Genomic DNA, 13,256 nt, shown 5'->3' with positions numbered 1-13,256 from the left:
GAACCGTCGTACTTCGGCTCGAACCGCGTGGCGCCGGGAAGCATGTGCGGTCCCGGCAGGCGCGGGACGGCCCGGGCGAGCATCGGCTCCAACGGCGGCACCAGCACAATCACCATATAAGCACTCAAAAGTGAGAAAATCGACCCAGGTTCCGTCGTCTGCTGGGAGGACGCTGGTGGACCTGGATGCTGTCGCCGACGAGCTGTACGGGCTGCGACCGGATGAGTTCATCGCCGCCCGCGCCGAGCGCGCGGCGGCGGCCCGCACGGCCGGTGACCGCAGGCTCTCCGAACAGATCGGCCGCCTGCGCCGCCCCAGCATGTCCGCCTGGGCCAGCAACCTGCTGGTCCGTGAGCAGCCCGACCAGGTCCAGTCCCTGACCGGCCTGGGCGAGGCCCTGCGGCAGGCCCACCAGGAGCTGGACGGTGAGCAGCTGCGTGACCTCGCCCACCAGCAGCGGCTGCTTGTCGGCGCGCTGTCGCGGCAGGCCGCGCAGCTCGCCGCGCGGGCCGGCCGCCCCATCGGCGATGAAGCCCAGCGCGAGATCCAGGAAACCCTTCAGGCGGTGCTCGGCGATCCCGACGCCGCCCGGCAGTGGGCCGCGGGCCGGCTCGTCAAGCCGCTCGCCCCGGCAGCCGGCTTCCCTGCCGCCACGGCACCGCCACGGCGCTCCAGCCCTCCAGGCCGTCCGGTATCGCCGTCACCTGCCCAGACATCCGCCTCACCTGCTGTGTCGGAGCGACGCCGAGGGCAACTGGACGACGCCCGGCGGGCGGCCGAGGAGAGCGACCGCGAAGCCCGAGCGCGCGAGGAGGAGGCAGGGGCCGCCGGACATCAGGCACGGGATGCCAGGCAGCGGCTGGACGAACGGCAGCAGCGCGTCACCGCCCTGACCGCAGAGCTCGAACGGGCCGAGGAGGAGTTGCGAAAGGCCCGCGTGGACGACCGCGCGGCCCGAGAAAGGGCGCGGGAAGCCGACCGCCAGGCACGTGAGGCCCGGCGCCGGGCCACGACGGCGGCCGCGCGCGCTGACCGGCTGGCCGCATGTGACCGTTCGCGATAGTTGGCGGATGGCCCGCGGACTCCTCGCAGGTCATTGCGTTTCTGTTCATCACAGTTGGCGGGACCTGTTCACGGTAGTTGGCGGCTCCGAGGCCCGAACCAGGTGCTCCACCAGCGAAATCGCAGCTGTGACTGGTCGAGGTAGATGACACCAGCGGGGTCCGCCGAGCAGGCTCGATGCTCCACTCTGGTCTCGATAGTTGGCGCCGTTTGGTCATCGTGGTTGGCACCTGCTCGGGTTGGTCGGCTGACCTGGCACGTCGTGGTCGCCGCCACGCTGGTGGCCGGGGTGGTGCGGCTGACCCTGTGTACCCGACACCGACTCCCGCCGTGGTGTGGATCTACACCGCCGTACTCGTCCTGATCGCGGTCGGTGGCTAGCGGCAAGGGCCCGCAAGCCACCGTGTACGGGACCTTCATACCCGCCACCCTCGTCTCGGCCGTCTACGGCGGCTTCCTCGCCCTGGTCTGGACCCACTCGTACTCCTGCGCTCCCAGGAGGCAGGAAGCGTACGAGCCGGCCGCCTTCGGCAGGGGAGAAGAGGATGCGACGGGGGCATTCACGGATGTCCCGCTGGCCACTATGGTATGGGAGCGCTCCCATTCGCCTTACGGCGATCCGGTCCCTGGCCGGCCGGGTGCCTTGGTGGGTGCGCGGCACTTCTACAGTCGGGCGGTTCGGCGGGCGAGTCGCCGCTCGGCCGACCTGACGTCTGCGCGCCGATGCCGGTCGGCTGCCCGCCGTGCCGCGTCACCGCGGAGGAGATCCCCCACATGATCATCGGATACGTCGGCCGGAGCCGGAAGCGGCTCCGCTTCCACCGCTTATTCGCCCTGCTGGGAGCCGTGTTACTGGCCCTCGCCGTGGCCTCGCTGCCCTCCCCGGCGGCGGCGCACGGCGTCGCCATGGGGCCCGGCTCGCGCACGTATCTCTGCTACCTGGACCTGCTCCAGAACGAATCGACCCAGATGCCCTCCAACCCGGCCTGTCGCGCCGCCGTCCAGGGGGCCGGCACCACGCCGCTGTACAACTGGTTCGCCGTGCTGGACTCCAACGCCGGTGGCAGGAGTGTGGGCTACGTCCCTGACGGGAAGCTCTGCAGCGCCGGCGACAGGAGCCCGTACAACTTCTCCCCCTACAACGCGGCCCGCACGGACTGGCCGAAGACGCACCTCACCTCGGGCTCGAGCATCCAGATCAACTACAGCAACTGGGCACACCACCCGGGCAAGTTCGAGGTGTACATCACCAAGAACGGCTGGTCGCCCACCACTCCCCTGGCATGGGGTGACCTGACGCATCTGCAGACCGTCACCGACCCGCCGCAGACGAGTGGCCCGGGTAGCGTGGGCGGCCACTACTACTGGGACCTGCGGCTGCCGGCGCGGTCCGGTCCGCACATGCTCTTCGTCCAGTGGATCCGTTCGGACAGCAATGAGAACTTCTTCTCCTGCTCCGACGTCGCCTTCGACGGCGGCCAGGGCGAGGTCACGGGTCTGGGCGGTGGCCGGACGACGGCCGACGCGATCGCCGCGAAGGCGGCGGACTCCACCGGCATCCAGGCAGCGGCGGCTCACACCGGGCACGGGACGCATGCCGCCGCGGCGCCGGACGTGGACGCGGTGAACGCCGCCGGCGAGGCAACGAGCGGCTCGCCGCTCACCGCGCTGGCCGGCTCGCTGGCGGGAGCCGCGGTCCTGGTGGCCTGCGTCGCGGGTGCGGCGTTCCACCGCGGACGGCGCCGTCCGCAGGCCGACGCCCGACCGTGATCCCCATCCCCTTTGGGCCTGTCCGGTGGATCGTGTCGCAGCACCGGGTGCAGTACCCGCCGGTGCGGTCCCGCAAGGGGCCGTCGCTTACCGCGGCATGATCCGCTGGAGAGGCCCTGACACCAGGCGCGGCCTTGAGGCGGCGAACGTCGCCGCCTCGAGGCCGCGCCACAGCGACGGTCGGCGGGTGTGCTCGCGCACCCGCCGGATGAAGCCCGCACTCACTCGACCGTGGAGCCGACTCCTTCCCGTCCGTGAGGCGGCTCTCCCTCGCCCGTGGAGCCGACATGCTGAAACGACGCTGGGCAATACTCCTGCTGATCGCCTCACTGCTGTCCCTCTCGACCCTTCCGGCAGTCTCCGCCTCCCCGCTGGAGCCCTCGAGACCCGCCGACGCTGGCGCGGAGTCGTCCGTACCGCTGCCGGAGATCGCCGCGCACACCACCCAGGTCGCCTCCGGCCTGAAGCGCCCCACCGCCATCGCCGCGCCCGACGACGGCTCGGGCCGGCTGTTCATCACCGAGAAGCGCGGCACCGTGCGGGTGTACCACCCGGACACCGGCCTCGCGCAGACCCCGCTCATCGACATCACGGCCGCGGTGGACGAGTCGGGCAACGAGCGCGGGCTGCTCGGCATCGCGACGGCGCCCGACTTCCTGGACAGCAGGGAGGTGTATCTGGCGTACACCGCGCTGCCGGATGGAGCGGTGACCCTGGCCCGGTACGACCTCGACGACGCGAGCCTTAAGGCGCTGCTGTCCCAGGAGCACGCCACGTACAGCAACCACAACGGCGGCCAGCTCGCCTTCGGCCCCGACAGCCACCTGTACTGGAGCATCGGCGACGGCGGCGGTTCCGGAGACCCCTTCGACTCCGGGCAGCGGGTGGACACCCTGCTGGGCAAGATCCTGCGCATCGACGTGAGCCGGAGCTGCGGGGACCTCGCGTACTGCGTGCCCGGGGACAATCCGTTCGTCGGCGTCGCGGGAGCCCGCCCGGAGATCTGGACCTACGGGCTGCGCAACCCCTGGCGGTTCTCCTTCGACCCCGCGGACGGCTCGCTGTGGATCGGTGACGTCGGTCAGGGCAGGTGGGAGGAGATCGACCGGCTGCGCCCCGCGGAGCAGCCCGGGGCAAACCTCGGCTGGTCCTGCCGCGAAGGGCTGGTGGTGTTCGACGAGGCCCAGTGCGGGGGCGGCGCCGAGCTCACCGATCCGGTCTTCACCTACTCACCGCGCACCGGCAGCTGCGCGGTCATCGGCGGGCAGGTGTACCGCGGCAAGCAGTTCGCGGACCTGGTCGGGGGCACGTACATCGCCACCGACTACTGCTCGTCCACCGTCTGGGCGCTGCGCGACGACGGCGCGGGCGGCTACCTCCAGGCGGAGATCGGGCAGACGCCAACCCAGGTCACGGCGTTCGGCGCTACGTCGGAGGGGGAGCTCTACGTTGTCAACGACCTGCCCGGTGGACTGCACCGGGTGTCGTTCGAGAGGGTCGCGCCGGCCTGCCGGATCACCCAGACCGCGAACGCCTGGGGCGGCGGCCTGACCGCGAACCTCACCCTCACCAACACCGGCACCACACCCGTCTCCGGCTGGAAGCTCGTCTTCCCCCTCGCCCTGGGCCAGACGATCATCTCGGACTGGAACACCGACCTCGTCCAGAACGGCGACATGGTCACCGCGGCCAACGCCGCGTACAACGGCACGATCGCGCCGGGCGACAGCGTCGAGATCGGCTACCTGGCCAACCACACGGGCGACACCTCGGCCCCTGAGAGATACACCCTCAACGGACACGCCTGCACCATCGGCGACTGACCCGGGCTCCGTTCGCCGGCCTGGCTGCCGAACGGAGCCCGCCCACGAGCGGGTTTGCTCCGGAATCCTCCCGGCCCGACGCGATCCTCGTACGCTCCTTGTGATGAGTGGCGGACGCGCACACCACCATCGCGAGTTTCAGCTCGAGCGTCTCAAGGCCGAGCCGGCCGCTCTGGAGGTAACAGCTCGCGAGGTCATGGCAGGGTTCCAGGACTTGATGCGTAAAGACGAGGTCCCAAGGCTCGACGCCTTCCCCTTGATCTTTGTCACGGTCTTGGCCCGGCGACCGGCATGCGCGGCCGGCGCCAAGGACTCCACCCATCCGTCTGGGCCGGCATGCAGCGGAGTCCGGCGATGGGCATCGATCCCGATGCGCCGTCGGGGCCGATCATGAATCCGTAGGCCATGGACACCCGGCAGCGTCCCGCCGCTGACAACCGGCCCTCAGTGGCCGAGCCCTCGGGACCGTCGGCTTCCAGGATGCGCGGACCGCCCCCGCAGAACGGGGCAGGCGGCAGCGCCAGACCACCCAGCGGTCCTGAAAGGCCGCGGCCCGGTCGATCTCCGCGATTGCGGCAGGCGCGACCAGGATGGGCGATACGGGAGCCGCGGCCGTCATGATGCCGGAGTCCAGCGGCGGGGCCAGGCAGCGCTTCGGGTGTCGGTCGTCGCGACCAGGTGTCATCTATTGCGACCAGTCACAGCAGCTCACGTGACCGTCTCGGCGGCTCCGCCAACAAGCGTGAACACCCGCCAACTACCGCGAACAGTCACACCGCAGACGATCAAGGAACGTGACCCCACCACACGTGGCGGACTCGAACATTTGTACGGTTCTCGGTTATGGTCTGGAGACAGAGGTCAGGGAGGGACACGCGAGAAACAGGAGGTGCAGCGCCGTGGATTTACTCATCTCCGAGTCGCTTCCGGTTACAGCGCCCGCTATGGCGCCGCCCTCCCCGCCGCCCTCGTGCAGCGTGCCGTCGAGCGCGGAATGACGACCCTCGCGCTGACCGACCGGGACACCGTCGCGGGCACGGTCCGCTTCGCCAAGGCCTGCGCGGCCGCCGGTATCCGCCCCGTGTTCGGCGTCGACGTCGCCGTCGCGCCGCTTTCCCCGGCGGACCCGGCCGCCGGCCGGCCGCGTACGCCCGCACGCGGCGGCGCCCACGTGATCGAGCCACCCCTGCGGATCACCCTGCTCGCGCAGAACGCAGCCGGGTGGGCGCGGCTGTGCCGCCTGGTGTCCGCCGCACACGCCGAGACGCACAGCACGACGCCGGTCGTGTCCTGGCCCCTCCTGCGTACGTACGCCGACGAGGACCTGGTAGTGCTGCTCGGCCCCTCCTCCGAACCGGTCCGGGCCCTGTCCTCCGGCCGCCCCGACATCGCCGAGCAGCTCCTCGCGCCGTGGCGTGAGCTGGCCGGTGAGCGGCTGCGGCTGGAGACCGTGTATCTGGGGCGGCAGGGCACCGGCGCGGGCTCGCTTCGGCTCGCCGCGCGCACCGTGGGCCTGGCCGACCAGCTCGGCGTGCGTACGGTGCTGACGAACGGGGTCCGCTACGCCGACCCCGGCCAGCACCGGCTCGCCGACGTACTCGATGCGGCCCGGCTGCTGCGGCCCGTCGACCGCCGGTACCTGGACGGCGGCGAGCGCTGGCTGAAGGACCCTCTCTCCATGGCGGCGGCCGCCGAGCGGATCGCCCAGGCCGTCGGCGACGACCGCGCCCGGGCCGTACGCCTGCTGGCCGAGACTGAGGCCACCAGCCAGTCCTGCACCCTCACCCCGGCCGGTCTCGGACTGGGGCAGACGCACTTCCCCGAGCCGTCCGTCGTGGGCGCGGGTCCGGAGCCCGGTTCAGCGATGCGGCTGCTGCGGCAGCGGTGTGAGACCGGCATGGTCGCCCGCGGCCTGGACCGGGACGAGCGTGCCGTCCGACAGCTCGACTATGAGCTGGAGTGCATCGGCCGTCTCTCCTACGAGGGGTACTACCTGGCGGTGGCCCAGGTGGTCGCGGACACGAGGGCGCTCGGGATCCGGGTCGCGGCGCGCGGCTCCGGCGCCGGAAGCATGGCCAACCACGCGTTGTTCGTGGCCACCGCCAACCCGCTTGACCACCATTTGTTGTTCGAACGCCACCTGAACGATCGCCGCACCTCCCTCCCGGACATCGACCTCGATGTGGAGTCCGAGCGGCGTCTGGAGGTGTACGACGCGATCATCGCCCGGTTCGGGCGGGAGCGGACCGCGGTCACCGGAATGCCAGAGACCTACCGGGCCCGGCACGCGCTGAGGGATACCGGGCTCGCCCTTGGGATTCCGCCGCAGGTCGTGGGCGAGATCGCCAAATCGTTCCCGCACATTCGTGCCCGGGACATCCGCGGCGCCCTGGCCGAACTCCCGGAGCTTCGGCAACTCGCGGCTCAGGCGGCCAGGTTCGGGCCGCTGTGGGAGCTCGCCGAAGGCCTGGACGCGCTGCCGCGCGGCTACGCCATGCACCCCTGTGGGGTGATCCTGTCGAACGGGTCGCTGCTGGACCGGCTTCCGGTGCAGCCGACACCGGCCGGCTACGCGATGCTCATGGCGGACAAGGAGGACGTCGAAGACCTTGGGCTTCTCAAGCTCGACGTCCTGGGCGTTCGCATGCAGAGCGCCATGGCGCACGCGGTCGCCGAGATCCGCCGCACGACCGGCCGCGCGCTCGACCTCGACAACCCCGACCACGTCAGCCTGAATGACCCGCGGGCCTTCGAGATGATCCGCGCCTCGGACACCGTCGGCCTCTTCCAGCTCGAAAGCCCTGGTCAGCAAGATCTCGTGGGGCGTCTACAGCCCCGGCACATGCAGGACGTCGTCGCAGACATCAGCCTCTTCAGACCCGGCCCAGTGAGCGGGGGCATGCCCGCGCTGTTCATCGCCGCCCGGCACGGCGCCGCCCCCAAGTACCCGCACCCGGACCTGGAGCCGATCCTCAACGACACCTACGGCGTGGTGATCTGGCACGAGCAGATCATCGCGGTCCTCGCGAAGATGACCGGCTGCGACCGTGCCGCCGGCGACGTCGCCCGCCGTGCCCTGGCCGACCCCGACCGGCTGCCGAAGGTCGAAGCCTGGTTCCGTCGTACGGCCGGGGAGCGCGGCTACGCCAAGGACGTGCTGGACGAGGTGTGGGAGATCGTCTCCTCCTTCGGCGCGTACGGCTTCTGCCGTGCCCATGCGGTCGCCTTTGCTGTCCCCGCTCTCCAGTCCGCGTATTTGAAGGCCCACTTCCCGGCGTACCTGTATGCGGGGCTGCTGGAACACGATCCGGGCATGTGGCCGCGCCGGGTCATCGTCGCCGACGCCCGCCGCCACGGCGTCCCCGTGCTGCCCGTCGACGTCAACCACTCCCGCTCGCAGCACAGCGTGGAGGAGACCGGACAGGGCCGGGGCGTGCGCCTGGCGTTCTCCACGGTCAAGGGCATCAGCGAGGCGGAGACCGCCCGCCTTACGGCCAGCCAGCCCTACACCGGGCTGCAGGATGTGTGGCTGCGCGCCCGCCCGTCCCTGCCGCTCGTGCAGCGCCTGATCCGTATCGGCGCCCTCGATACCCTCTCCCCCGGCCTGACCCGGCGGGACCTGCTGCTGCAGGCCACCGAACTGCACCGTCAGTCCCGCAACCGCACCGCCACCGACGGGCAACTGCCCCTGGGCGGCGAGCTGGTGACCGCGACCCCGAGTGGCCTGCCGGAGATGACCAGCCGCGACAAGCTCGGCGCCGAACTCGACACCCTCTCCATCGACGTGAGCCAGCACCTGATGGAGCACCACCACCGGCTGCTGCGCGAGCTCGGCGCGACCGACGCCGCCCACCTGCGCGCCATGGTGCCCGGTCAGAAGGTGTTGGTCGCAGGAGTGCGGGCCTCCACGCAGACGCCGCCGATACCGTCCGGAAAGCGAGTGATCTTTTGCACCCTGGAGGACGGCTCCGGCCTGGTCGACATCGCCTTCTTCGAAGACTCCCACGAGGCCTGCTCGCACACCGTGTTCCACTCCGGGCTGCTGCTGGTGCGTGGCGTTGTCGAGGCGCGCGGCCCGCGCCGCACCGTCGTCGGTGAGATGGCCTGGGACCTGGACGAGGTGGCCGCCGCCCGCCGCGACCACGGCCCCCAGGCCGCACTCGACCTCCTCGGCCGCACTGGCCCGGCCCCCACCCCCGCACAGCCGGCCACGCCCCAGCGCACGCTCGCCGACGGTACGGCCGGAGCGCGACTTCATCCCTATGCCGATCTCCAGCCTGCCGGAACCCGCTCCGCGGACCTGCGCCGGCTCGGCCACCGAAGCCAGGGAAGCGCAGGGTGATCATGATGAGCGGCCGCCGTATCCTCCGCCTCTCCTTCGATCTGCCGCCCGACGCCGACGCCGGCCTCCCGGAACGACTGCGCCGCCTGCTGGAGGACTTCACCCCGCGCGTGCAACTGCTCGAGGACGGTGCCCTCCTCGACCTCACCGGGGCGACCCGATGGTGGCAGCGCGATGCCCGCGGCATCACCGAACTCGTCCAGCTCCGCGCGCTCGCCTACTTCGGGCTGCGCAGCTCGGCGGGCGTGGCCAACACCCCGATGCTCGCGGCCATGGCCTGCGCCCTCACCCCGCTTGGGCAGCGCACTGTCATCGACGACTCCCCCGAGGCGATCTCGGCCTTCCTCCGGCCCCGGCCCGTACGGGAGCTTCCCGGTGTAGGCGGGAAGACCGCGACGCTGCTGGGCGAGTACGGCCTGCACACCGTCGGCGAGGTCGCCGACGTCCCCCAGCTCACGCTGCAACGGCTCCTCGGCGCCCGAGCTGGCCGCACCCTCCACCAGCATGCCCAGGGCCACGACACCACGAGCGTCGACCCCGCCCCGGCGCCGAAGACCATCAGCACCGAGCACCGCTTCGCCCGCGACGAACTCGACCCGGCCCGGCACCGGCGCGCCCTGCTCGCCCTCGCCGACGACCTCGGCACCCGGCTGCGCGCCTCCGACCAGATCGCCCGAGGTCTGACGTGCACCATCCGCTACGCCGACGACAGCGGCACCCGACGCAGCCGCACCCTGCCCGAGGCCACCCAGCACACGGTAGTCCTGGCCCGTACTGCGTACGCGGCCTATGAGTCCCTCGGGCTCCAGCGCGCCCGGGTTCGCAGCATCGCCCTGCGCGCCGACGCCCTTGGCCCGGCCGACCGAGCCACCCGGCAGCTCACCCTCGACGCGCAGGACGACAAACCCCTCGCGATCGAAGCCGTCGCCGATCGCGCCCGCGTCCGCTACGGGCGCCAGGTGCTCTACCCCGCCGCCCTCGCCATCAGCTCCCGTCCCACGTCAGCCCCGCATCAGGACGGAGGTGGTCGCCCGGAGGACACGCGTGGACATCGTGCGACGTAAGTACCACAGACGCTCGCGATGTGGCTCATTGCCTGGGTGCTGATGCCGGATCCTCTCGGTTCTGCGACCATCTGCCCCATGGTCGACAGCAGGGATCGTTCAGCGCTGCGCACGCTGGTCGGCGAGGCCGTCGCGGGGCTTGGGTCTGACGCACCGGGAGCTGACCCCGGCCTTCGAACATCTGGGGATGCCACCGGTCCCTGATGATGCCGGGAGCAAGCGCGAGCGCATCGAGCTGAGTGTCGGTCAGGTATCCGACGCTGAGCTGCAACAGGTCACGCGACGCATCCTGGAACAGAGCCCTGTCCATGTGAGTCCGTCGATCCGCTACCAGCTCGAGGACCTGCTGTGGAAAGAGAACGCACCGCCCGAGATACCCAAGAAGGCCCGCCGCGAACGGGCGCGCGCCCTCGACCTGTCGGAGCTGGTCCAGCACCACGACCGCTTCCTGCGGCTACTTGACCGATTCTGGATAGCCGCGGACTCGGGCCTCTCCTTCAAGGAGTTGGAGGGCCTGCTGTTGAACGGGACGCGTCCGGTGACGCTGAGAGACCGCATCGAGCGGTACGTCTTCCGTAATCCAGGTGACTGGTCTACGGAAGACCTTTTCGACAACCTCGGGGTGTTCGAGGCTGGCGACGCAAGGCTCGCCCGCTTCCTGGAGGGCCTTGTATCAGCGGACGTCCTCCTTGATGAGCGCCTCCAGGAGAAAACCGTCGGCACGATCAACGGTCATCTCCGAGCCGCCGGGGTCGAGTTGAGAATGACCGGCAACGATGGTGGCTATCCCGTGTTCACCGTGGTGTCGACACGACTGCATGGCAACCGGCGGCCGAAGAACATCATTTTTGCCTCGTTCACCAAGCCGGACATCCGCTTCCAGTCCTCGGTGGACAACGACATCGAGATCGTCGGAGGCAACCCGGACGACACCCTCGTCTATGACCGTGAGATCCCCATCGAGGGCCTGCGCTGGCGCGATCTGCATGCCTGGTGGCAGGACGTCCGCGAGACCAGCAGCGAGACCGAGGCCAGAGGGGACCTGTACCAAAGACTCCTCAAGAGCCTGCCGGACAACTCGGAAGGCCAGAAAAACCTCTTCATCGCCTACCACCAGATTCTCGGCCCCTCCCCCGGGGATCCGGCGCTCCTGCCCGAAGTGTGGCTGCACTGGGACCACAGGACCGTTCACGAGCGCGGCCCCGAGGCGCTGCTGCGCTCCCGCATGGATTTCCTCCTGCTGCTGCCTCATGGACAGCGTGTTGTCCTGGAGGTCGACGGATCCCAGACCTACACCCGCGACCGCGGCCGCACTCCGGACACCGCCAAGTACGCGGAAATGGTCGCTGCCGACCGAGACCTCAAGCTCAGGGGGTACGAGGTGTTCCGCTTCGGCCACGACGAGCTCAAGCTCTTTGCCGACGCCGAGGCGCTTCTGCGGCAGTTCCTCCCGGACATGTTCCGCCGCCTCAGAGTGAGCAGCTGACGCCTCGGTGCTGGCGCGGGATCCTACGCACGGGCACGCACCCCGGGGTGAGCTCCTCAGGCCAGCGGCAACTGGCCAAGCGGCCGGCCACGGTCGGTCTGCGCCTCCAGCAAAGCGGCCACGTCCGGACTCCTCGTGAATACGGGGCCGTTCCAGTACGCCGGGACTGCCCCGGCCGCGAGGTGCACCTCGGTGCCGTAGACGCGCGCGGCGTCGAAGAGGGTTTGCAGCAGGTGCACGCTCGCCAGGTCGAGCGTGCCAATACGGGCATGCCACGTCCGAGTCTCGGGGGCGTACGTCGCGATCACGCGGAGCTTGTCGAGTTGCTCGTGCCACTGAGGATCGGCGGCCGACGCTGTCTGGATGTTGGCCTCCAACACCCATGCGTTGTCACGGGAAGTTCGGCGAAGTGGTCATGCCTGCACGGTAGACGTCGTCACTGACAAATCGCCCGGTTGAGTGAATCCGGATCCTGATGAGAACCTCGCGATGCACGAACGCGTACTGACAGACGTGGACCCGATCCAAGAAGCGCATCTGTCCGAACCCGGCCTGCTCGTTATCGACGCGGCCAGCATGGACGACGACACCGTGTTCGCCTTCCAGGACACGATCTCCCGCATGTGGGGAGCCTCGACCACCGACACCACCACCCGGGATGCCGGCCAGCCCGGCGTGCGGCTGCGTCTGTACGTCGACCTGCGGCAGGTCCTCACCCAGACCCCGGCCGGAGCGGGCGATGGCCACCAGCACGCAATGAGGTCTGGTCCGCCACCACGGAGGGAGTGACGGACCAGGCCTTCACGCGAGGTGCACCGCAGAGAGGCGACACGTGGCCCGGGAGCGCCGACACTGCCGGGCCACGCCGATGGTGAGGGCTACTGTGCCTCGGTTCTGCGGGTGCGGCGTTTTCGACGTGTCGGCACAATGCGTCGACCGAGCGTGCCAGGTCCTGCGCGTACTTGATCTCGCTGATGTAGTTGAGCCCGAGGGCCGCGCTCATGCGCCGGCGGGCTTCGCCTACGCCCGCCAGGGCCGCCATGCTGGGACCAGCCGCACGGGAGAGGGTCTGCGCCCGGTCCTCGGCGTGAGGAATCAGAACCATGAGATGTCCTCGAAGCTTTTGGATGAGCTGCGGGAGGACGGTGGTTTCTGGGAGTTCGGCGTCGTCACCGATGAGCTGTGCCGCGTCGGCCCTCATCGCGTCGATATCGATCCGGATGCGAGGGTCGGAGTCGCGTCGGCCGCGAGCGATCTCCAGGGCTTGCTGGAGCGTGGCCGTCGGCGTCAGGCCCTGTGAGGGGGCAGCAGCCAGTACGAGCCAGGAGGGGCTTCCCGGTGCTTGGGCGGGAGCACCACATGGGTAGTGCCTTCCGTGCCGCTCAAGGCCGTGGTATCGGGCACCATCCAACCTCCGGTGGTGCCCGCGGGAACGAAGAAGTACAGCACTGGCTCAGGCGAGTTGGGATCGACGGCGACCGCACCGGGATGCTCGATGTGCTTGAGCGCCTGGAGGCCGAGGAACCGGCGTGCCTTGACGACATCCCACTTCACTCCGGCCTGCGCAAGCCGCATGCCGGCCGCGGTCTCCACGGTTGTTGGTTCGTCGAACATGGTGGTCCCCGTCGTCGTGGTGCTGTCCCGCAACCGTAGACCTGTTGCTGCCGGGCAACCCGAACTGTGGGTTCGGGCGAACCGGGCGTTCGCCG

11 protein-coding genes are annotated in these 13,256 nt (G+C 70.1%); 8 read left to right on the top strand and 3 right to left on the bottom strand.

Features of this window, described 5'->3' with window-relative positions; translation table 11 throughout:
- The first annotated feature begins 175 nt into the window (after nt 1-175).
- The 6 genes from QF035_RS45430 to QF035_RS45405 all read left to right on the top strand — a co-directional run bounded on the left by QF035_RS45430 (nt 176) and on the right by QF035_RS45405 (nt 11,547).
- The gene (locus QF035_RS45430; RefSeq protein ID WP_307527761.1) at nt 176-1,063 is read left to right on the top strand and encodes a hypothetical protein; all 888 of its coding nucleotides are present in this window, start codon (nt 176-178) and stop codon (nt 1,061-1,063) included.
- 773 nt (nt 1,064-1,836) lie between these two features.
- Entirely contained in the window at nt 1,837-2,832 is a 996-nt protein-coding gene (locus QF035_RS45425; RefSeq protein ID WP_373466822.1) for a lytic polysaccharide monooxygenase auxiliary activity family 9 protein, read from the top strand.
- A gap of 287 nt (nt 2,833-3,119) precedes the next feature.
- A complete protein-coding gene (locus QF035_RS45420) occupies nt 3,120-4,655 on the top strand; it encodes a PQQ-dependent sugar dehydrogenase (RefSeq protein ID WP_307527759.1) in 1,536 nt (511 codons plus the stop codon).
- Nucleotides 4,656-5,544: 889 nt separating this feature from the next.
- Nucleotides 5,545-8,997 (top strand): DNA polymerase III subunit alpha, encoded by a 3,453-nt coding sequence (locus QF035_RS45415; RefSeq protein WP_307527757.1) that lies wholly within the window; start codon nt 5,545-5,547, stop codon nt 8,995-8,997.
- A 5-nt stretch (nt 8,998-9,002) separates the two neighbouring features.
- A complete protein-coding gene (locus QF035_RS45410) occupies nt 9,003-10,061 on the top strand; it encodes a DNA polymerase Y family protein (RefSeq protein WP_307527755.1) in 1,059 nt (352 codons plus the stop codon).
- 187 nt (nt 10,062-10,248) lie between these two features.
- Nucleotides 10,249-11,547: an AbiJ-related protein gene (locus QF035_RS45405; protein ID WP_307527753.1), complete on the top strand. Its 1,299-nt coding sequence runs from the start codon at nt 10,249-10,251 to the stop codon at nt 11,545-11,547.
- 56 nt (nt 11,548-11,603) lie between these two features.
- Here QF035_RS45405 and QF035_RS45400 read toward each other — a convergent pair whose 3' ends face one another.
- Nucleotides 11,604-11,927 carry a hypothetical protein gene (locus QF035_RS45400; RefSeq protein ID WP_307527751.1) on the bottom strand — a complete coding sequence of 108 codons (324 nt, stop codon included), beginning with the start codon at nt 11,925-11,927 and terminating at the stop codon, nt 11,604-11,606.
- 109 nt (nt 11,928-12,036) lie between these two features.
- Here QF035_RS45400 and QF035_RS45395 point away from each other — a divergent pair, with 109 nt between their 5' ends.
- The gene (locus tag QF035_RS45395; protein ID WP_307527749.1) at nt 12,037-12,336 is read left to right on the top strand and encodes a DUF6207 family protein; all 300 of its coding nucleotides are present in this window, start codon (nt 12,037-12,039) and stop codon (nt 12,334-12,336) included.
- Here QF035_RS45395 and QF035_RS55970 read toward each other — a convergent pair.
- Nucleotides 12,260-12,748, bottom strand: coding sequence for a DUF6415 family natural product biosynthesis protein (locus QF035_RS55970; RefSeq protein WP_373466821.1), 489 nt, complete (start codon nt 12,746-12,748; stop codon nt 12,260-12,262). The genes QF035_RS45395 and QF035_RS55970 overlap by 77 nt on opposite strands.
- Between QF035_RS55970 and QF035_RS45390 the strand changes: the two genes are divergently transcribed.
- Nucleotides 12,656-12,847, top strand: coding sequence for a hypothetical protein (locus tag QF035_RS45390; RefSeq protein ID WP_307527747.1), 192 nt, complete (start codon nt 12,656-12,658; stop codon nt 12,845-12,847). The genes QF035_RS55970 and QF035_RS45390 overlap by 93 nt on opposite strands.
- On the opposite strand, the gene QF035_RS45385 is transcribed toward QF035_RS45390, so the two are convergent.
- A complete protein-coding gene (locus QF035_RS45385) occupies nt 12,835-13,194 on the bottom strand; it encodes a hypothetical protein (RefSeq protein ID WP_307527745.1) in 360 nt (119 codons plus the stop codon). The genes QF035_RS45390 and QF035_RS45385 overlap by 13 nt on opposite strands.
- Between the last annotated feature and the right edge of the window lie 62 nt (nt 13,195-13,256).

The sequence above is a fragment of the Streptomyces umbrinus genome, assembly GCF_030817415.1.
Classification (GTDB): domain Bacteria; phylum Actinomycetota; class Actinomycetes; order Streptomycetales; family Streptomycetaceae; genus Streptomyces; species Streptomyces umbrinus_A.
The sequence above is the reverse complement of the archived record's forward strand: the minus strand, read 5'-3'. Positions and strand labels throughout refer to the sequence as shown.

Excerpts from the sequence above, each read along its gene's own strand:
- QF035_RS45410 (WP_307527755.1), top strand. The coding sequence starts at position 9,003 with ATGAGCGGCCGCCGTATCCTCCGCCTCTCCTTCGATCTGCCGCCCGAC.
- QF035_RS45395 (WP_307527749.1), top strand. The coding sequence starts at position 12,037 with ATGCACGAACGCGTACTGACAGACGTGGACCCGATCCAAGAAGCGCAT.
- QF035_RS45405 (WP_307527753.1), top strand. The coding sequence starts at position 10,249 with ATGCCACCGGTCCCTGATGATGCCGGGAGCAAGCGCGAGCGCATCGAG.
- QF035_RS45390 (WP_307527747.1), top strand. The coding sequence starts at position 12,656 with ATGTCCTCGAAGCTTTTGGATGAGCTGCGGGAGGACGGTGGTTTCTGG.
- QF035_RS55970 (WP_373466821.1), bottom strand. The coding sequence starts at position 12,748 with ATGAGGGCCGACGCGGCACAGCTCATCGGTGACGACGCCGAACTCCCA.
- QF035_RS45420 (WP_307527759.1), top strand. The coding sequence starts at position 3,120 with ATGCTGAAACGACGCTGGGCAATACTCCTGCTGATCGCCTCACTGCTG.
- QF035_RS45425 (WP_373466822.1), top strand. The coding sequence starts at position 1,837 with ATGATCATCGGATACGTCGGCCGGAGCCGGAAGCGGCTCCGCTTCCAC.